General features: G+C 58.8%; 20 protein-coding genes. 11 read left to right on the top strand and 9 right to left on the bottom strand.

Annotated elements, in window-relative coordinates:
• Positions 1-191: 191 nt before the first annotated feature.
• Both ABD833_RS09850 and mtgA read right to left on the bottom strand, forming a co-directional pair.
• Positions 192-626 (bottom strand): YybH family protein, encoded by a 435-nt coding sequence (locus tag ABD833_RS09850; RefSeq protein ID WP_345072665.1) that lies wholly within the window; start codon positions 624-626, stop codon positions 192-194.
• Between the two features lie 10 nt (positions 627-636).
• Positions 637-1,347: a monofunctional biosynthetic peptidoglycan transglycosylase gene (mtgA, locus tag ABD833_RS09845; RefSeq protein WP_345072663.1), complete on the bottom strand. Its 711-nt coding sequence runs from the start codon at positions 1,345-1,347 to the stop codon at positions 637-639.
• Between the two features lie 167 nt (positions 1,348-1,514).
• On the opposite strand from mtgA, the gene ABD833_RS09840 reads away from it, so the two are divergent.
• Positions 1,515-2,150, top strand: a complete 636-nt coding sequence (locus ABD833_RS09840) for an LON peptidase substrate-binding domain-containing protein (protein WP_345072662.1) — start codon at positions 1,515-1,517, stop codon at positions 2,148-2,150.
• Positions 2,151-2,342: 192 nt separating this feature from the next.
• Complete coding sequence (locus ABD833_RS09835) at positions 2,343-3,614, top strand: metallophosphoesterase (RefSeq protein ID WP_345072661.1); 1,272 nt, start codon at positions 2,343-2,345, stop codon at positions 3,612-3,614.
• On the opposite strand, the gene ABD833_RS09830 is transcribed toward ABD833_RS09835, so the two are convergent.
• The 3 genes from ABD833_RS09830 to ABD833_RS09820 all read right to left on the bottom strand — a co-directional run bounded on the left by ABD833_RS09830 (position 3,562) and on the right by ABD833_RS09820 (position 6,666).
• The gene (locus ABD833_RS09830; protein WP_345072659.1) at positions 3,562-4,476 is read right to left on the bottom strand and encodes a diacylglycerol/lipid kinase family protein; all 915 of its coding nucleotides are present in this window, start codon (positions 4,474-4,476) and stop codon (positions 3,562-3,564) included. The genes ABD833_RS09835 and ABD833_RS09830 overlap by 53 nt on opposite strands.
• Before the next feature lie 101 nt (positions 4,477-4,577).
• Positions 4,578-5,387, bottom strand: coding sequence for a M48 family metallopeptidase (locus tag ABD833_RS09825; protein WP_345072657.1), 810 nt, complete (start codon positions 5,385-5,387; stop codon positions 4,578-4,580).
• 478 nt (positions 5,388-5,865) lie between these two features.
• Positions 5,866-6,666 (bottom strand): murein L,D-transpeptidase catalytic domain family protein, encoded by an 801-nt coding sequence (locus tag ABD833_RS09820; RefSeq protein ID WP_345072656.1) that lies wholly within the window; start codon positions 6,664-6,666, stop codon positions 5,866-5,868.
• Positions 6,667-6,811: 145 nt separating this feature from the next.
• Here ABD833_RS09820 and ABD833_RS09815 point away from each other — a divergent pair, with 145 nt between their 5' ends.
• Complete coding sequence (locus ABD833_RS09815; protein WP_345072655.1) at positions 6,812-7,204, top strand: hypothetical protein; 393 nt, start codon at positions 6,812-6,814, stop codon at positions 7,202-7,204.
• Between the two features lie 82 nt (positions 7,205-7,286).
• Here ABD833_RS09815 and ABD833_RS09810 read toward each other — a convergent pair whose 3' ends face one another.
• On the bottom strand, positions 7,287-7,691 hold the full coding sequence (locus tag ABD833_RS09810; RefSeq protein ID WP_345072654.1) for a hypothetical protein: 405 nt from the start codon (positions 7,689-7,691) through the stop codon (positions 7,287-7,289).
• A gap of 273 nt (positions 7,692-7,964) precedes the next feature.
• The gene (locus ABD833_RS09805) at positions 7,965-8,435 is read right to left on the bottom strand and encodes a DUF4199 domain-containing protein (protein ID WP_345072653.1); all 471 of its coding nucleotides are present in this window, start codon (positions 8,433-8,435) and stop codon (positions 7,965-7,967) included.
• A gap of 361 nt (positions 8,436-8,796) precedes the next feature.
• On the opposite strand from ABD833_RS09805, the gene ABD833_RS09800 reads away from it, so the two are divergent.
• Both ABD833_RS09800 and ABD833_RS09795 read left to right on the top strand, forming a co-directional pair.
• Positions 8,797-10,419 (top strand): ABC-F family ATP-binding cassette domain-containing protein, encoded by a 1,623-nt coding sequence (locus ABD833_RS09800; RefSeq protein ID WP_345072652.1) that lies wholly within the window; start codon positions 8,797-8,799, stop codon positions 10,417-10,419.
• Positions 10,420-10,436: 17 nt separating this feature from the next.
• Complete coding sequence (locus tag ABD833_RS09795; RefSeq protein WP_345072651.1) at positions 10,437-11,240, top strand: hypothetical protein; 804 nt, start codon at positions 10,437-10,439, stop codon at positions 11,238-11,240.
• Positions 11,241-11,331: 91 nt separating this feature from the next.
• Here ABD833_RS09795 and ABD833_RS09790 read toward each other — a convergent pair whose 3' ends face one another.
• Positions 11,332-11,502, bottom strand: coding sequence for a lmo0937 family membrane protein (locus ABD833_RS09790; RefSeq protein ID WP_345072650.1), 171 nt, complete (start codon positions 11,500-11,502; stop codon positions 11,332-11,334).
• A gap of 347 nt (positions 11,503-11,849) precedes the next feature.
• Between ABD833_RS09790 and ABD833_RS09785 the strand changes: the two genes are divergently transcribed.
• Together ABD833_RS09785 and msrA are read left to right on the top strand one after the other, a co-directional pair.
• A complete protein-coding gene (locus tag ABD833_RS09785) occupies positions 11,850-12,740 on the top strand; it encodes a 3-hydroxybutyryl-CoA dehydrogenase (protein ID WP_345072649.1) in 891 nt (296 codons plus the stop codon).
• Positions 12,741-12,940: 200 nt separating this feature from the next.
• Positions 12,941-13,486: a peptide-methionine (S)-S-oxide reductase MsrA gene (gene msrA, locus ABD833_RS09780; RefSeq protein WP_345072647.1), complete on the top strand. Its 546-nt coding sequence runs from the start codon at positions 12,941-12,943 to the stop codon at positions 13,484-13,486.
• A gap of 158 nt (positions 13,487-13,644) precedes the next feature.
• On the opposite strand, the gene ABD833_RS09775 is transcribed toward msrA, so the two are convergent.
• Positions 13,645-14,463, bottom strand: coding sequence for a 2,3,4,5-tetrahydropyridine-2,6-dicarboxylate N-succinyltransferase (locus ABD833_RS09775; protein ID WP_345072645.1), 819 nt, complete (start codon positions 14,461-14,463; stop codon positions 13,645-13,647).
• A 99-nt stretch (positions 14,464-14,562) separates the two neighbouring features.
• Here ABD833_RS09775 and ABD833_RS09770 point away from each other — a divergent pair, with 99 nt between their 5' ends.
• The 4 genes from ABD833_RS09770 (at position 14,563) to mnmE (ending at position 19,167) form a co-directional block, all read left to right on the top strand.
• Positions 14,563-15,717 carry a glycosyltransferase gene (locus ABD833_RS09770; protein WP_345072644.1) on the top strand — a complete coding sequence of 385 codons (1,155 nt, stop codon included), beginning with the start codon at positions 14,563-14,565 and terminating at the stop codon, positions 15,715-15,717.
• A 101-nt stretch (positions 15,718-15,818) separates the two neighbouring features.
• On the top strand, positions 15,819-16,829 hold the full coding sequence (locus ABD833_RS09765; RefSeq protein WP_345072643.1) for a 3-oxoacyl-ACP synthase III family protein: 1,011 nt from the start codon (positions 15,819-15,821) through the stop codon (positions 16,827-16,829).
• A 191-nt stretch (positions 16,830-17,020) separates the two neighbouring features.
• A complete protein-coding gene (locus ABD833_RS09760) occupies positions 17,021-17,680 on the top strand; it encodes a metal-dependent transcriptional regulator (protein ID WP_345072642.1) in 660 nt (219 codons plus the stop codon).
• A gap of 95 nt (positions 17,681-17,775) precedes the next feature.
• Positions 17,776-19,167 (top strand): tRNA uridine-5-carboxymethylaminomethyl(34) synthesis GTPase MnmE, encoded by a 1,392-nt coding sequence (gene mnmE / locus ABD833_RS09755; RefSeq protein WP_345072641.1) that lies wholly within the window; start codon positions 17,776-17,778, stop codon positions 19,165-19,167.
• Positions 19,168-19,352 lie beyond the last annotated feature (185 nt).

Genomic DNA, 19,352 nt, shown 5'->3' with positions numbered 1-19,352 from the left:
TGGTATCCGCCAGCCGAAGCATCCCGCTCGCGTCGTGGGAGCCGTTCAACGACACGAGCGGGATGCTTCGGTCTCTGCTTTATACCCAGAATGCTCAGCCTGACACGAAACCGAATTCCTGAACAGCTTCAATGCCTTTCAACGATTCCTTGATAACTGCTCCTTGATAATTGTTAATTGTTAATTGACCACTAGCTGGAGTGGTCGGCCACGATTACCCACTGCCCTTTGAGCCGGCGGAACACCAGCAGGAAGTGGCCTTCCAGGTCGCCGGCGGCGGGGCGGGTCAGATGCCATTTGCCGATAACCTGGGCCGCGTCGCGGCTGATGGGCGTGATGTGGAGGTTGGAAAATACCAGCTGGCCCATAGCCGCCGCATCGGGGTAGCTGCGCTTATAGTTGTCGAGGGTGGGCTGCCAGCCGTAGGTGAGGCCGCGCTTACCGATGAAGACCAGCGAGTCGGACTGCCAGTAGCCCTGCATGAAGCCCGCCACGTCGCCGCGGTTCCAGGCCGCCGTCTGGGTTTGCATCACCTGGCTGATGCTCTGGCGCCGGGCCCGGGGCTTTTGAGCCAGGCAAACGCTCAGCAGCAGGCAGGCCACCAGAGTAGTAAACAGTCGTTTCATGCGGGCTGGGTTAATCTTCGAGGATGGCCCGAATATACGTCGTGCCGCCCAGCCGGCGCATGTTGCGCATCACCCGACGCTGCTTGGCGCGGGCGGCCGGGCCGGGGTTGCTGGCCCGAAACCGCAGTGGGTTGGGCAACACGCCCGCCAGCAAAGCTGCTTCGGCCGTGGAAAGCTGGTTGGCCGGCTTATGAAAGTACCGCTCCGCTGCCGCTTCCACCCCGAAGATACAGTCGCCCATTTCCGCCACGTTCAGGTACATTTCCATAATGCGGCGCTTGCTCCACAACAGCTCAATAAGTACCGTAAAATAGGCTTCGGCGGCCTTGCGCACGTAGCTGCGGCCGTGCCACAGAAACACGTTCTTGGCCACCTGCTGCGAAATAGTGCTGCCGCCGACCAGCTTGTGGCCCTCCTGCATGTTAGTCTTCACGGCGCGCTGCAACGCGTTGAAGTCAAAGCCATGGTGCTTCAGAAAGAGCTGGTCTTCGGCGGCAATCAGCGCCAGCGGGACCTGAGGCGCTACGTCATCCAGACTCTTAAAGTCGTAGCTGATACGGCGGCCTTCCTCCCGGATGCCGTAATAGCCCTTACCTACGGGGGCGTGGGCGCGGCGGTCCAGCATCAGCCACGTGGCCGGCGGGGCCACCCAGCGGTAGACCAGCACCCAGGCCAGCGAAGTCAGAAACAGGGCGGCCATCACCTGCAGCAGTATCCGCATAGCCTGCCGGCCATACTTTTTATAATCCGTCACTACTTCCCGGGAACAAGCTGATCAAATGCCGGGGCCATTCGGGCCCCGGCGCAAAAATAGCGGAAATGTGCCCACGCGGCGGTATTTTCTGCGCTTTTTCAGGTACTTTCCCGCTTGTTCCCTGTTGTGCTCATATGCCTCGTCTGCTTGCTCTCTTCCCCCTGAACCTGGTCGTTTTTCCCGGCGAAAAGCTCAACCTCCACATCTTTGAGCCTCGCTACCGCCAGCTCGTGCGCGACTGTATCGAGTCGAATATCACCTTCGGCATTCCACCCTACCTGAACGAGGGGGTAAGCATTCTGGGCACCGAAATGAAGCTCCTGAGCGTAGAGAAAAGCTACGACAGCGGCGAGCTGGACATCAAGACCAAGGCGCTGGGCATCTTCCGCATCCGCGACTTTCACCGCCAGGCTCCCGGCAAGCTCTACGCCGCCGGCCAGATCGAAGACATCCCTGATGATCCGCAGGCCGATGAGGCCCTCAAAATCCGTATCACCGACTACGTGCGCCAGCTCTACGACGCGCTGGGGCTGCGCAAGCTCTTCCTGGATCTGGCTCCCGACTATAAGATCTATGACGTAGCTCACCATCTGGGCTTCAGCACGGAGCAGGAATACCGGCTTCTGGAAGCGACCAGTGAGCTGGAGCGCCAGGAAATCGTGGTGGAGCACCTGGAGACTATTCTGCCCATCGTGCTGGAAACGGAGCGGCTGAAAGACCGCGCCCGCCTCAATGGCCACTTCAAAAACCTGACGCCACCTAATTTTTAAGCCGCGGCTGAGGTGAGCCGGGACGATGCAGAAACGGGCGCGGGCTTGTCCCGGCAAGCTGAACATAATGGCAAAAAGTCCGGCCTCCCGAATCAGCCTGCTGCCGGCGGCCAGTCCTGTTCAGCCGTACGCTATGGTTTTACGTTAGCCAACGTCCAGGCCACCCAAGGCTTATACTCCAGAATCACTCACGTGCTGCCCTCCTCGCTCCTGCTTTTGTTCTACCTGTTCACGGCCGTGACTCTGTTGCTGGCCGGGTGGCTTTTGTACCGCTACCGGCAGGAGCGGCAGTACCGCCGCCAGCCCTTCGTAGCGGCCGTCGAGGCCGGTTGGGAAACCCGCCAGCCCGCGCCCGGCAGCGCATTGCGCCACCGCGTAGCCCTCATCGGTGACCTGGGCGCCGTAGCCACCGATGGTCCCGACCCCATCCTGGAGCTGCTGCAGGGCTGGATGCGGGAAGCCGGGGCGGAGAGTACGGTGGTGATTCTGGGCGACAACGTTTACCCCACCGGGCTGCCTGCCCCGGAACACCCGCGCCGCGCGGCCGCCGAGCTGCGCCTGAACACCCAGCTCGATGCCCTGCGCCCTTATTCCGGCCGCGTGGTGTTCCTGAGCGGCAACCACGACTGGAACAAAGGCCGGTCGGACGGCTACGAGTATCTGCTCCGCCAGGAAGCCTACGTGCACGAACAGCTGCCCGCTGCCCGGTACCTGCCGCCCCAGGGCTGCCCGGGGCCGGTGACGGTGCAGCTGGCCGAAAATCTGCTGCTGATCGTGCTTAACACCCAATGGTGGGTACAGAACGGGCCGCGCCCCCTGGGGCCGGCCGCCGACTGCTCCGCGACGGATGCCAAAGCCCCGTTCGAGGAGTTGCACGACCTGCTGACCCAAAACCAGCACCAGCAGATTGTAGTAGCCGGGCACCATCCACTCTACTCCAATGCCCTGCACGGGGGCAAGTTCACGGCCAAGCAGCACGTTTTCCCGCTCACCACCGTGCATAAAAAGGCTTATGTGCCGCTGCCGGTGATGGGCTCCTTCTTCCCGCTCTACCGCAAGCTCGTGGGGGCCGAGGAAGACATGGCCCACCCGAAGTATCGCAAGATGCGCCGCCGCCTGCTGCGGGTGCTCCATCAGTTCCCCAACGTCATCTACGCCGCCGGCCACGACCACAACCTGCAGTATTTCCAGTATCGCGCCGGCCACTACCTGGTGAGCGGAGCGGGCAGCAAAACGGCATTTGTGCAGCCTGGCGGCAAGGCCAGCTTTACGCACGAGCACAAGGGCTTTTTCAGCCTCGACTTTTACCAGAACGGGGAAGCCTGGCTGCGCACCCTGGAACCAGCTGCCGCTGCCGCCCCGGCCCGGGAAGTTTTCCGCAAGCGACTCCTGCCGGTATACCCAGCCGCCGCTAGCTTGGCGGCGGCACGGTTGGTGTCAGTACCCGAAGGCTCCGCGGACTGATTCCGATCCGGATGGGCGTATCCAGCCGCACCGACTCCCCATCCACCTGCCCCAGCACCTGAGATTGACCATTTACCTCAATTTCGGCCCAGCGGCAGCGCAGGCGCTGGGTGTAGAGCGAGGCCTCGAAGTCGCTGGTGTAGAGCTGATAGAGAATGCCCAGCGCCGCCGTGCCGGGAAAAGGGGCGATGATGCAGATTTCAAACTCCCCATCGTCGAGGCGACTGTCGGGATTGATGACGACGTTACTACCGAAGGTGTTGCCGTTGGCCATCGTTACCATAAAAGCCGGCCCCTCGAAGCTTCCCCGGTCGGTTCGGATGCGGTACGTGGCGGGCTCATAAGCCAGGTATTCCTGGGTGGCGATACGCACGTAGGTGGTAGGGCCGCGGGAGTCGCTCTGGTCGAACCGCTCTACCACCAGGGCATTGAAGCCCAGATCTGCCAGATGCGCCGAGAAATGCCCGTTGACACGTAGCGTATCGATGGCGCTGACCCCGTGCTCCCAGATCAGGTGCAGCGCCTCGGCCAGATCCTGTGGAATTTCCAGATCTTTAGAAAGGCCATTGCCCGAGCCCAAGGGCAGAATCCCCAGCAGCAGGCCGGTATCAGCTATGGCTTCCGCCACCAGGTTCACGGTTCCGTCGCCCCCACAGGCAAATACGGCATCGTAGGCCTGGCGCTTGATTGCAGTCCGTAGCCGGTTTTGATCCTGCGCGCCGGTGGTATGAAAAAAGTGCGCCTGCCGGCCGCGCTCCGCGCAGAAAGCGGTAATGGTATCTTCCAGCTCCGATTTATCAATGTCGCCCGAAACCGGGTTCAATACGAATAGGAGCTGGTGCAACGTGACGAACGAAGTCATAAGAGGGAATAAGCTGAGCTAACCCGGTGATTGTCCTACGGGCTGAAACGCCCAATGGCCGGGCACAGGCCCGGCCATTGCGGAAAAGAATACGGGGTAAGTTATTGCTTCAGGGTGCCGGGTACGCCGCCCGGAAAGTCAACGGCAATTTCCTTTTCCAGCTCCGCAATACGGTTGCCCGGGTTAGGATGGGTGCTCATGAACTCCGGCGGATTGTTGCCGCCGCCGGCCTGCTCCAGAATCCGCATCACCTGAATCATAGCCCGCGGATCATACCCGGCCTGGGCGGTAAAATCGACGGCCAGGCGGTCAGATTCCAACTCATCTTCCCGGCCGAAGCGCATGGTAATCAGCTTGCCCACCATAGCCGCGGCCGCCGCGCTAACGGCAGTACTGGGCCGTTCGGGGTCGTAGAGGCCAATGGCGGCGGCTCCGGTCAGGCCCTGCGTAAGCTGGCTTTTGGCCACCTGCTCGGCCGAGTGACGACCGACGACGTGCCCGATTTCGTGGGCCAGCACCCCGGCCACCTGCCCTTCCGACTTCATGTTTTTCAGCAGCCCGGCCGTGATGAAGATCTGTCCGCCCGGCAGGGCGAAGGCGTTAATAGTATTCTCATCGGCCAACAGGTGAAACTGGAATTTGTAGGGGCTCTGCGATGCTTTGGTATTGCGCACCAGCAGCTGACCGATTTCCTCGACCCGGGCGCCGGCCTGCCGGTCGGGGTGAATGCCGCCGTACTGCTGGGCCATTTCGGGAGCCGCCTGCAAGCCCAGGGCTATTTCCTGTTCGGCCGTCATGTCTACGTGCTGGGTTTCGCCGGTCACTTCATTCACCGACCGCTTGCAGTAGTAGGTCACAAAGGAGAACAGAGCCAGGACGAGGGCAATAATGTAACGCAGGTTTCCTCTCATAGCTGGGGGTGGTTGTGGTAAACGTAGGGCGGAACGAAACCGGCTTTAAAGTAGCCGTTGGGCCTGTAACGCGCCATGTGCGGCAGGGTTGTCCCGGACTGGCACACCCCAAATACCTCCTTCTACGGTCCACCTTCAGCCGGCAACAGTACTAGGCCCGGCCGGTTGTTATTTTCCAGCCCAGCCTTTCGGCCTGAAGCAGAAACGCGCTTGCGGCGTTCTTCTCACCATCCTGGGCGTCACCGGCATTATAGGAGGAACTGCCGGGCTTCCGCCCCAGGGCCGGGGTAAACCTGAGTCAGATCAATTCCCTGGGGCCTTTTGGCGTGGGCCGGATTTTCTTTTTCGCCGGCAGCAACCTCGTCAAGGCCACCAGGGGCCGGACTCAAGCCGGTTTCTCCCCGGCTATTCAACTCCAAAGCCGGGCTACATAGCCAGGCTTTGGAGTTGAATAGCCGGGGGCATCGCAGCACCGAATTTATTCGTCGCTCAGCCCTTTGCTTTGGGCAAAGCCTACCAGGGCCGGATCCAGCTGCTGGAAGCTCGATTCGTACTGCACGGTACGCGGGGCATGGGCATACACCACCGTGCCATTTTTGATAGCCCGGATGATGGCGCTACTCTGGTTCAATGGCAGTGCCGGACAGCCCTGGCTGCGGCCCAACCGGCCATGGGCCTGGACAAACTCCTCGCACACATAATTGGCCCCGTGGACTACCACGGCCCGGCTGGCCGCGTTGGTGTTGTACTTTGGCTCCAGCCCGTTCAACTTCAGCGACAGGCCATGCTTGCCTTCGTACGTATTGCCGGTGACGTAAAAGCCCAGGCTGCTCATTTCCGAGCCGTTCACGTTGGAAAAGGCGGAAGCGAATTCGGCACCCGTATTTTTGCCATGCGCCACCAGGGTATGAAACAGGACCCGCTGCTGCTTCACATCCACCACCCACAATCGCTTCAGACGGCTTGAGCGGTTGAAATCAATGATAGTCAGCACCTGCTTAGCCGGTGCCACGAGGCCCCGCTGCTGCAGGTTATAGAAGCCGACCAAAGCTTCCCGGTACACGTTCATCGGTAAGCCTGTCGCCGTAAGGCCGGTCTGCACGTAAGTTTGAAGCACGTGCTGCTCGAAAGCAGCCATGTAGGTGGCCCGCCGCGCCTCACTCAGCTTAACTACCTTTCCTCCCCCCGTACCAGGTGCGGCTTCGGCGGGAAAAGCGGGTAAAACCAGGGAAGCGAGCAGCAGCAGGAAGCCGGCGAAGGCAGTCGGTGAAAAAGGCATCGGCTGGAATAGTCGGTTTAGAATTAAAACGGCGGGATAAAGCTTCTTTTACTGAGTAGCCTATACAAATCTAGTACTTTAGCAGCATCATTTCTGATGGCTCCAACTATTTCCGGACGCCCCAGGTTCCCAGCTGCTCTTTCTAATGTCCATCCGCCTTCCTTTCGTCTGCCTACTTCTGGCCGTTCTCCCTTCGTGTGGCCATTCTCTGTCCAGCATTCCGGGCTTCGACCCAGTTTCCTGGCGCAAGGATGTATATGCCTGTCAGAACCAACGCGCCCGGCAGCTACCGGCCATCAATGCATATCGCGAAACGCTTTACGGCACCCGTACGGCTTCTATTGATGCCCTCTTTGGCCGACCGGATGAAGAAGAGCTCAACGAGCAGACGGAGAAAACATACTACTATTATATCGAGCCGGGCACCCAATGTGAGCCCCGGCACCAACGCTCAACCGCCAACAAGCTCACTTTCCATTTCGGCCCCACCGGTATCGTAACGGCCGTGCTTTATGAGCGGCCATTGACAGCTCAATAGGTGCGGGTTCTACCGCATAAAAAGAGCGACTCCTCTATTGGAGTCGCTCTTTTTATGCGGTAGAACAAACAGCGGCCGCTCATTAGCCTAGCCCGCCTTCATTCGGATCCGTTTGAGTCGGCACACTGTCCCGCTGCTGCTCGCTGCGGTATAAGCTCAACTGCGAGGGAGTCAGGATACGGCCGCATTCGGCTTCGTATTGCGCCTCAAGCTCTGAGAGCAGGGCCCGCCGCCGGGTAGGATCATCTTTGTGTTGCCACTGAATTTCATCCAGCCGGGCTGCCTTAATTTGGTTGGCTGCGCGCAGCCGGATGTATTGGGCTTCGTTTAAGCGTAGCCGGTCGCACATTTGCCGGGTCATGTCCTCAACCCGCGCAACGGGCACATCGCCAGTGCCCGGCCGCTCGGCGTATCGGTCGCGCATCTGAGCGGAAGCCCCGGCAGTCAGCCCGCAAAGCATGAGTAAAGTTAGAAAAAACGTTTTCATCGGATACGGGAGAGCAAGTGGAGCGAAAAGAATCTTTACTGTTTTAAACTTCTAAAAACCAAGCAACTCTAAAGACCTGGCTTTTCATCAACTACTTATAATGCAAATATATATTTCTTTAATTAAACATGCAATCTATTTATAACATATCTTTTTCCTCTTTAAGTTCCTCCGGTTCCTCAATCCGCCTGGTACGGCTACCCTGAAAACGTCAAAGGGTTGGACCCACCGGATCCAACCCTTAACTGTCCACTGTCGACTATGCCCCTAAGCTTACTCGATGCCTTCAAGGGGCTTATGGTCGGCACTTTTATAATACTGCATGGCCACCAGGGAGATGATTACCCCGGACATTCCCCCCTGCAACATCACGGCCAGAAAGGCAATGGTTACCGATAAGTCAAACCCAAACAGGTCACGGGCGCGCAGTTGGTCCATGATGCCGGGATTGATTACGGTGTAGACCACGAAAAACAGGCCGAACACCACTGACGCTACCAAGGCCGTAACAATGCCGGTACCGAAGCCCTGCAGATAGGGCATCCGGTCGTTTTTCACCCGTTTGTAGTGCGCAATGGCCATTACAATGCCGATGGTCAGGATGACTCCGTTTAGAAAGCTGAACTCAACCCGGTCGGTGAGGTGGAGCAGGGAAGCCAACAGAAAGTAAGCCGCCATGCCGGCCGCAGTAGGCAATCCATAGCGGACGCCGTTTTTTTCGGGGGTAATAGAAGCATCGTTCATAGTACAAGAAAAAGGCGTTAGACCATTCAACTAGCTCAGAATTCCGGAACTGTCGTTCGGGGTTAGGATGTTGTACAAAACCCGCGTACGCAGCGCCTTATATTCCAGCTTGCTTCTTAATACTGCTTTCCTACGGCTGAGGTTGGGAGGAAAGCAGGTTTTTTACCGAGGTAGCCTCAGCCCCAGGATCTTAACCGGGAACCCAATGAAAATGTATCTTCGATTTATCACTTTTCCTAAAAGCATCCTGTAAATCATCTGGTTCGCTACGGTAGCCCACGGCATTTTGCGTATTTTTGCGCGCTGATTACCGCCATGGCGGCCTGTTTTCTTCTCTCGCTACTTCGCTTTTCTCTGTTTCATGATCAGTACCACCAACGTTAGTCTGCGCTACGGCAAGCGCGTGCTGTTTGAAGATGTCTCCATTAAATTTCTGCCCGGCAACGTGTATGGCCTGATCGGGGCTAACGGAGCCGGTAAATCCACTTTCCTCAAGATTCTCTCGGGTGAAATGGAGCCCAACACCGGCTCCGTGGATATGCCGGCCGGGTCCCGGCTCTCGGTGTTGCGGCAGGATCAGTTTGCCTACGACCAGCACCCCGTGCTCCAGACCGTGATTATGGGCCACACGAAACTGTGGAAGGTGATGGCAGAGAAGGATGCCCTCTACGCCAAGGCTGATTTCTCGGATGCGGACGGGGAGCGGGCCGCCCAGCTCGAAGGTGACTTTGCCGACCTCGAAGGCTGGAACGCGGACTACGAAGCGGCTGAACTGCTCTCCGGCCTCGGCATCGGCGAAGACAAGCACTTCACCATGATGAGTGACCTGGGTGGTTCCGACAAAGTGCGGGTGCTGCTGGCCCAGGCGCTGTTCGGCAACCCCGACGTGCTGCTGCTTGACGAACCGACCAACGGCCTCGACGCTGAAACGGTGCTCTGGCTGGAAAACTTCCTCGACAGCTTTCAGAACACGGTGATTGTGGTCAGTCACGACCGGCACTTCCTCGACGCGGTGTGTAACTACATGGCGGATCTGGACTTTTCGAAAATCACCATGTATCCCGGCAACTACTCGTTCTGGTACGAAAGCAGCCAGCTGGTGCTGAAGCAGCGGCAGGACGTGAACAAGAAGACGGAGGATAAGCGGAAGGAACTGGAAGAATTTGTCCGCCGCTTCTCGGCCAACGCCTCCAAGTCCAAGCAGGCTACTTCGCGCCAGAAGCTGCTGCAAAAGCTCACCCTGGAAGAAATTAAGCCGTCCTCGCGCAAGTACCCCTACATTGCCTTCAAGCCCGAGCGGGAAGCGGGCAACCAGTTGCTCATGGTGGAAAACTTGGGTATGGCGGTGGAAGGACAGCGCGTGTTCCGCAACGTGTCGTTCTCGCTCGACAAAAAAGACAAGGTAGCCATCATCAGCCGCGACGACCGGGCCGCTTCCCTCCTGTTCGACATTCTGTTTGAGCAGGTTAGAACCGACACCGGTTCTTTCAACTGGGGGACGACCATCACCCCGTCATATTTCCCGCGCGAAAACGCCGAGTTCTTTGATACCGACCTGAACCTGGTAGACTGGCTGCGGCAGTATTCAACGGAAAAGGATGAGTCCTTCATCCGGGGCTTCCTGGGCCGGATGCTGTTTTCGGGCGAGGAGTCGCAGAAGAAGTCGAACGTGCTGAGCGGAGGGGAGAAAGTACGCTGCATGCTCTCCAAAATTATGATGGAAGCCGGCAACGTGCTGGTGCTCGACGACCCAACGAACCATCTCGACCTGGAAAGCATTACGGCCCTGAACAACTCCCTGCGCGACTATAACGGCACCCTGCTGTTCTATTCGCACGATCTGCAGTTCGTGGAAACCGTAGCCAACCGCATCATTGAGCTTACCCCGGATGGCATCATCGACCGCCGGATGAGCTACGAGGAGTATCTGGCCGACGACCAGATCAAGACTCTTCGCCAGCGGATGTACCACCTCGTCTCCTAATTTCGTTCCTGCCAGTTATGAAGCGCATTCTGATAGCCCTGGCCCTGGGTGGAGCCGGTACCCTGCTGGCCCCGGCTGTTCAGGCCCAGACGGATACGACCCGTACCACCGTTAAACCCCAGCTGAACACGGCCCCTCCCGGGGCCCTGCCGCGGCCGGCTCAGCCCACCCCCCGGCCGGCCGTACCCGTACCGGCCCCGACGGAGGCCCCGTTGCCCGCTCCTACCGTGAAGCCTACCCCTAATTCGCCGTCGGGGCTGGAGTTTCCCAAGGGCACCAGCGCGGCCGACCAGCCCAAGGAGCAATACAAGTTGTTTCTCTACGGCAACGTGGGCTTGGGCTACTCCAGCTACAATGGTATCGGGCAGTTCAGCGCCAGCATCGGCCCCTCTATCGGTTACCGGATCACCGAAAAATTAGCCGTGGGACCGGGTATCAGCTACTCCTACAACAACTATTCCTTTGCGGGGGCGGGCAACCTGAAGCTGAACAGCTTAGGCCTGAAGTTTTTTGCGCAATACACGGTGTATCAGCAGTTTTTCGTCCACGCGGAGTACGAAGCTACCCGGGCCGAGTCGTTCGACCTCGTCTCCGTAAACTCCACGCAGGTCGCTATTGTGCCCGTAACGCGCAATTACCGGACCCCTTTGGCGGGTATTGGCTACCGCAGCCAGCTTAGTGACCGGTTCGCGGCCGACATTGTGGTGCTTTACAACTTTAACGACGGCTACAGCGCCGACGGTAGTCCCCTGTCGCCCTACGGGCAGCCGGTTATTCGCTTCAACTTTTTGTATAATCTGAGGTGGAAGGCCAGGCTGTAACCTGGGCTGACACCCACAAAAAAGCGGCTCCCCACTTTGGGGAGCCGCTTTTTTGTTTTTCAGACAGACCTTATCGGGAGTCCAGCCGAAGCTAGACTACGCGGCCGCCGCGAATGACCCGTAGCAGAACGGCAATGATGGCAATGACCAGCAGAATGTGAATCACATTGTTGCCAGCCAGACCGGCGCCCAGAATCCCGAAGAAGCCCAGGGCCCAGATGATGATCAGAATAACGGCGATGATGTACAGCAGATTTCCCATGGTGGTTGGTGATTGGTTTGGAAAGGGGTGGAAAGAAACAAATCACTGCAGTGGCTGTTGGACCTCGTTAAGGTTAGCTGGATGGGTGATTTGCGGATTTGTACGCGGCCCTATTCAAAAGGATCTATCCGGATTAAAAAATTTAAATCCCCGGAACTCAATTCCCCGGAAAAAGGGGCAAATTCATCTGAAATACACTTTTTTACGGAGCCTACTTTTTTTGCCTTTCCGCGGTGGCAAGGGGTTGCACCAGCTTGGGTGCCCGTCAAATTCGGTTTAGCTTTGTGCCGTAAAGGCCGCTTTCCGGTTGACCCGACTCCTTCCTTCCCACCCCTTTCCCGCTCCAGATGATGAACGTTGCCGTTATTGGCTCAGGTACCATGGGCAATGGTATTGCCCACGTCTTTGCCCAGCACGGCTTTGCCGTGGCGCTGATTGACATCAACCAACCCGCGCTGGACAAAGCCCTGGCTACCATCGGCAAAAACCTGGACCGCCAGGTAGCCAAAGGCGGGCTCACCGCCGACGACAGAACGGCCACCCTGGGTCGCATCAAAACCTTCACCAGCATTGCCGACGGCGTTCAGGGCGTAGGGCTGGTAGTGGAAGCCGCCACTGAGCACGTGGACCTGAAGCTGCAGATCTTCCGCGACCTGGACCAGCATGCCCCCCAGGACGCTATTCTGGCATCCAACACCTCCTCTATTTCCATCACCAGGATTGCCGCCGTCACCAAGCGGGCCGATAAGGTGATTGGCATGCACTTCATGAACCCGGTACCGGTGATGAAGCTCGTGGAAGTGATTCGGGGCTACGCAACCTCCGACGAGGTAACGGCGCAGGTGATGGACATTTCGCGGCAGCTGGGTAAAACGCCAACGGAAGTGAACGACTACCCGGGGTTTGTGGCCAACCGCATCCTGATGCCGATGATCAACGAGGCCATCATCACGCTGTTCGAAGGCGTCGCGGGCGTGGAGGAAATTGACACGGTCATGAAGCTGGGCATGGCTCACCCCATGGGCCCCCTGCAGCTGGCCGACTTTATCGGGCTGGATGTGTGCCTGGCTATTCTGCGCGTACTGCACGACGGCCTTGGCAACCCCAAATACGCCCCCTGCCCGCTACTGGTCAACATGGTCATGGCCGGCCGGCTGGGCGTGAAATCCGGCGAGGGTTTCTACTCCTGGAGTCACGGCACGAAAGACCTCGTGGTGGCCGGGCGATTTAATCACTGATTACGCTGATTTTTCGCTGATTTCGTTGATTCGTTCCGATAGCGGGACCGGTTGCTTGTGACTTGCCACTGGCACCATACTGTTGCAAGCCGACTATCCTAATGCTGCCAGCGGCCGGATTCGTGAACAGTCGCCGGCCCTTGCGCGTTATGGTACCGACGCTGAACGAATCAGCGAAAAATCATTTTAATCTGTGATTCATGGAACAAGCCACATTTGGCGGCGGCTGCTTTTGGTGCACCGAAGCCGTATTTCAGAATCTGAACGGCGTGCAAAAAGTCGTGTCGGGCTACACCGGCGGCCGCATCGCCAACCCTACCTACAAGGAAGTATGCAGCGGCCTGACGGGCCACAACGAAGTGATTCAGATTACCTTCGACCCCACGGTGATCAGCTACGAAGAGCTGCTGGAAGTATTCTGGAAAACTCACGACCCCACGACCCTCAACCGCCAGGGCAACGATTCCGGCACGCAGTACCGCTCGGGCATTTATTTCCACAACGAGGAGCAGCAGCGTCTGGCCGAGGCTTACCGGCATAAGCTGACCGCCGCCAACGCCTTCGACCAGCCCATTACGACTGAAATCGTGCCGCTGCCGGTGTTCTACCCCGCCGAAAACTACCACCAGAACTACTACAACCTGAATGGCAGCCAGCCCTACTGTCAGTTCGTGGTGAAGAGCAAAGTAGACAAGGTGAAAGCCGTGTTCGGGGACAAGCTGAGACCACGGATTACCGCGGATTAACCGGATTTCACGGATTTTGTGGACGGCGCGAACGAGCTACCAGTAAAATCCGGGCAGACCAAAAAAGGCCACCCGAACGGGTGGCCTTTTTAGTCTGCTGTTTCGGACAATCGTCCACAAAATCCGATTAATCCGAAAAATCCGGACGAATCCGTGGTTCAGACAGCTACGTTGTGCTCCCGCAGGGCGTCGTTGAGGCTCGTTTTCAAATCCGTGCTGGGCTTGCGCTGGCCGATGATCAGGGCACAGGGCACGTGGAACTCCCCAGCCGGAAACGGCTTGGCGTAGGAGCCGGGAATCACTACGGAGCGGGCCGGCACGAAGCCCTTGTATTCCTTGGGCTCGGCGCCCGTCACGTCGATAATCCTGGTGCTGCCGGTGATGGTAACGCCCGCCCCAATCACGGCTTCCCGGCCCACGTGGCAGCCTTCGACCAGAATGCTGCGCGAGCCAACGAAAGCGCCATCCTCGATGATAACCGGAGCGGCCTGCACCGGCTCCAGCACTCCGCCGATGCCTACGCCGCCACTCAGATGCACGCCCGCGCCAATCTGGGCGCAGGAGCCCACCGTAGCCCAGGTATCGACCATGGTTCCTTCCCCCACCCAGGCCCCGATGTTCACGTAGCTGGGCATCAGGATAACGCCGGCGGCCAGATAGGCCCCGTAGCGGGCCGTGGCAGGCGGCACCACGCGCACTCCCTGGGCGGCGTAGTCGGTTTTGAGGCGCATTTTATCACGGTACTCGAAGGGCTTCAGCTCGATGGTTTCCATCTGCTGGATGGGAAAATAGAGGATGACGGCCTTCTTCACCCAGTCATTCACCTGCCACTGCCCGTCGGCGGTGGGCTCGGCCACGCGCAGGCGGCCTTTGTCGAGCTCCTCGATTACGGCGTGGATGGCGTCGGTGGTGCGGGTTTGCTGGAGCAGGCTGCGGTCATCCCAGGCAGCTTCGATAAGGGGGCGGAGGTCAGTCATGGTCAGGTTTGGCAATAAGTCAAAGTGATGGGCAAAACTAGCATCTTTGACCGCAAAAACGGCGCTAATCTTCGCTTCTATCTCCTTTCCACCTTGCTCTTGTCCCCTGCTTTCCGGGTTCTGCTGGCTTCCGTGCTCAAGCCCCTGGACGATACGCGCATGTACGGTAAGCTGGGCCGGACCCTGGCGGAACGGGCTGATTGGCAGATTCACGTAGCCGGTCGCCTGGCCCCGACCCCAGCGAACGGGCCCACCAATCTGCACACGCATACGCTGCTGGCCGGGTCGCGCCTAAGCTTCGCCCGGTTGCGGGCGCAATGGGTATACTGGCGTTTGCTAAGCCGGCTGCAGCCGGATTTGGTTGTTGTTCACGCTCCGGAACTGCTGCCCCTCACCCTCCTCTGGCAGCGGCTGGGCCAGGGTCGAAGGTTCCTGTATGATGTGCGGGAAAACTATGCCCTGAACGTCACCACCCAACACGTGTACAGCGGCCTCACGCGGCGTGGGTTGGCCGCCGGCCTGCGGTGGGTGGAAAGGCTGGCGGCCCGTAACGCCGCCGCAATTATCCTGGCGGAGCGGAGCTACGCCGCCGAGCTGCCATTCCTCCCGGTGCTGCCGGCTGACCGCGTGGTGGTGCTGGAGAATAAGTATCAGCCGGCACCTGATGAACTTCAACCTGTTCGAAACCAGCCACTACTGAAGCCCGGTGAACCTCTACGGCTGCTGTACTCGGGTACCATTTCCCACCTGAACGGAGTTTTCGCCGCCATCGACTTTACCCAACGGCTACGGCAGCACTGGCCCCAGGCCCACCTGACCATTATCGGCTTCTGCCAGCGTCCTGACCAGCTGCGGCAACTGCAGCAGGCCGTAACGGCGGCCAAGGGCGCTGTCACCCTGATCGGTGGGGCAGCGCTAATACCACACTCGCGCATCGTGGCCGAAATTCAACGGAGCCACCTGGGCCTGCTACCCTACCAGAAGCACGACAGCACCTGGCGCTGCATGCCCACCAAGCTCTACGAATATATGGCCCAGGGCCTGCCGGCCCTGATTCCACCTAATGCCTTATGGCAGCAACTGGTTGAGCAGCACGGGGCGGGAATGGTCGTCGGCTTTGAGCCAACGGCGGATTTAGCCGATTTTTCGCGGCAGCTGCCGACCACATCCTTTTACCCAAACGGCATTCCGGCGGAAGCGCTCTGGCAGTCGGAAGCCTTAAAATTGTGGAGCTTACTGGATGCTATCCGGTAACTCCTGATCTTCGCACCCCGTTTAGAGAAAACCGCCACCGCTTTTTTGCTACCTTCGGCTCCTTTTTCTGCTCTCTCTTCGCCTGTTCCCACATTCTGCTTATGAGCACCCTCCGCCATTCTGAAATTGCCGGTGTCGGCCATTACGTCCCCGACCGGGTGGTAACCAATGCTGACCTCACTACCCTGATGGAAACCACCGACGAGTGGATTCAGGAACGCACCGGTATCCGGGAGCGGCGCTGGTTTGAGGAAGGGAAAGACACCACCGCCAACATGGGGGCTAATGCCGCCCGGAAAGCCCTGGAAATGGCCGGCCTGGCACCCGACGACGTGCAGATGATTGTCTTCGCCACGCTTTCTCCCGATTACTTCTTCCCCGGTTCCGGCGTCCTGCTTCAGCGTGAGCTGGGCATCAAAGCGCCTATTCCCGCCTTCGACGTGCGCAACCAGTGTTCGGGGTTCGTCTATGCGCTGAGCATGGCCGACCAGTTCATCAAAACCGGTATGTATGATACGGTTCTGGTGGTAGGCTCCGAAATTCACTCTTCCGGCCTCGACATCAGCACCCGCGGCCGGGGAGTATCGGTTATTTTCGGCGATGGGGCCGGGGCCGTGATCCTGCGCCCCAGCACCCGCGAAGGGCACGGTATTCTGAGTACGCACCTGCACTCCCAGGGCGAGCATGCCGAGGAGCTTATCGTGAAGGAGCCCGGCTCCAACCGCAACAAGCGGGTGGAGTACGTGGTAGCCAACGAGCTGGACATGTACCCCTACATGAACGGGCAGAACGTGTTCAAGCACGCCGTAGTGCGCTTTCCCCAGGTCATTAAAGAGGCCCTCGACCAGAATGGCTTCCAGCCGGCCGACCTCGATATGCTGATTCCGCACCAGGCCAACCTGCGCATCACCCAGTACGTGCAGCAGAAAATGCAGCTGCCCAACGAAAAGATCTACAGCAACATCCAGCGCTACGGCAACACCACGGCGGCTTCGGTGCCCATTGCGCTGAGCGAGGCCGTAGCCGAAGGCAAAATCAAGCGCGGCGACCTGGTATGTCTGGCCGCTTTCGGGTCCGGCTTCACCTGGGCCTCGGCGCTGATTAAGTGGTAAAAACGAACCACCTCATTTATCAATGAGCAATTGTCAATGAGCAATGGGCAATGGGCAATTATCAATGAACAATGAGCAAATTGTCATCGGTCGGAAGCCGGTCCGGCATACCCGTTCATTGCTCATTGCTCATTGATAATTGTTAATTGATCATTACTCATTGACAATTGCTCATTGTTAATTCAACGCCAGTGCCGAGCTACACCGAGGAGAATTATCTGAAGGCTATCTACAAGCTGTCGGAAGCCGAGCCGGGCGTGGAAGTGAGCACCAATCGTATTGCGGAAGTACTCCAGACCCGGGCCGCCTCGGTAACGGACATGCTGCGCCGCCTCGGGGAAAAAGAGCTCCTGCATTACCAGCGCTACCGGGGCGTCTCGCTCACTCAGGAGGGCCAGCGGCTGGCCTTGCTCACCATTCGCAAACACCGGCTGTGGGAAGTATTTCTGGTACAGAAGCTAGGCTTTAACTGGGATGAGGTACACGAAGTAGCCGAAGAAATGGAGCACCTCCAGTCGCCCCTGCTCGTGCGCCGCCTCGATGAGTTTCTGGGCTTCCCTCAGTTTGATCCGCACGGCGACCCGATCCCCGCGGAAGATGGGGCCATCCTCCGGCCTCGCAACCGGCTCGTCGCCGACCTGCAACCCGGTGAAGGCGGCACGCTGGTAGCCGTCCGCAACACCTCGGCCCCGTTCCTGCAGTATCTGGACAAAGTCGGCCTGAGCTTAGGAGCTGACCTTAAAGTACTAGACAAGGTATCATTTGACAACTCCCTGGAAATCAAGGTTAACAATCAAAGTATTGCCTTGATTTCCGCCGAAGTCAGTCGTAACCTGTTTATCGCTGGTTGATCTTCTGCGGACCGTTGGAGCATCGCGCTTACAACCGGACTGGCGGCTGGCGGGACGTTGTCTATCTTTGCGGTTTGCTTACTTTTCCCGTTGCCGTGGCCCTTCCGCTACCTCCCGCCCTTTCCGATACCATCATTGCGCTTTCCACGCCGCCCGGCGCGGGAGCTATTGCCATGCTGCGCCTGTCCGGCCCGGCGGCCGTGTCGCTTACCGATGCGGTATTTGCCGGTAAGCGCCTACGCGACCAGCCCAGTCACAGCCTGCACGTGGGCACTATTCGCGACGGCGACCGGATCCTGGATGAAGTCGTCATTTCGCTGTTTCGGGGCCCCCATTCCTACACCCGCGAAGATGTGGTCGAAATCAGCTGTCATGGCTCCGACTACATCGTGCAACAGATTCTGACGCTACTCACCCGGCACGGCGCCCGACTGGCTGAGGCGGGCGAGTTCACCAAGCGGGCCTTTCTGCACGGGGCCTTCGATCTGGCCCAGGCGGAAGCCGTAGCCGACCTGATTGCGGCAGACTCGGCTCTTTCTCATCAGGTAGCGCTTAAGCAAATGCGGGGGGGCTTTTCGCAGGAGCTGCGCGAGCTGCGGGGTCGGCTGGTGAAGTTTGCGGCGCTGCTGGAGCTGGAGCTGGATTTCGGCGAAGAAGACGTGGAATTCGCTGACCGAACCGGGCTGGTCAGCCTGCTGCAGGAAGTGCAGGCGCTGGTTCGCCGCCTGCTGCGGTCCTTCGAGCTGGGCAACGTTATCAAGAACGGCGTTACGACCGTTATTGCGGGCAAACCGAACGCCGGCAAGTCAACGCTGCTCAATGGGCTGCTGAATGAGGAGCGCGCTATCGTCTCAGCTATTGCCGGCACCACCCGCGACCTGATTGAGGACGAGGTGAGCATCGAAGGCATCCGCTTCCGCTTCGTGGATACGGCCGGGCTGCGCGATACCACCGACGAGGTAGAATCTATGGGCGTGGAGCGCACCAAAAAGCGGGTTTTACAGGCTGCTTTGCTGCTGTATCTGTTTGATATCACGCGCACTACTCCCGATGAGGTGCAAGCAGAGATTGAAGCCCTGAATCCCGGCCGGCTGATTCCCGTGCTGGCCGTCGGCAACAAGCGCGACGTGGCTTCCGAAGAGGAAATCGCGGCTTTTCAGCATCTGCCCGAAACGGTTCTGATTGCCGCGGCCCGGGGCGAGGGCCTCGGGGAGTTGCAGGCAACGCTGCTTCAACGCGTCCGGGGCGCAGGCCTCGACGCAACGGGAGCCGCTACCATCGTCACCAATTTGCGCCACGCCCGGAGCCTCGAAAAAACCAACGAGGCCCTCGATAGCGTGCTGCTGGGTCTGGCCAATGGGATGGGAACCGAGCTGCTCGCCGCTGACTTACGGCAGGCCTTGGCGGCCCTGGGCGAAATCACCGGGGAAATTTCGTCGGACGACCTTCTCACGAGTATATTTACGCAGTTTTGCATCGGGAAGTAATCCTGGCTGCTAACCGATTAGTTTGGCCGGAGCTGATCAGCCAGCGGCTGGTTTCGATCGATAGCCCGGTTTTACGCCACGCACATTCAAACAACACCCAGGGACGAATTGCAGTATAGAGTTCAAACGTCTTGAGTTCTTTCCGGCTTGCCGGTAATTCTTTAGTTTCGCCCCGCAACCACCCT

It is taken from the genome of Hymenobacter fastidiosus (assembly GCF_039539565.1).
GTDB lineage: Bacteria > Bacteroidota > Bacteroidia > Cytophagales > Hymenobacteraceae > Hymenobacter > Hymenobacter fastidiosus.
The sequence above is the reverse complement of the archived record's forward strand: the minus strand, read 5'-3'. Positions and strand labels throughout refer to the sequence as shown.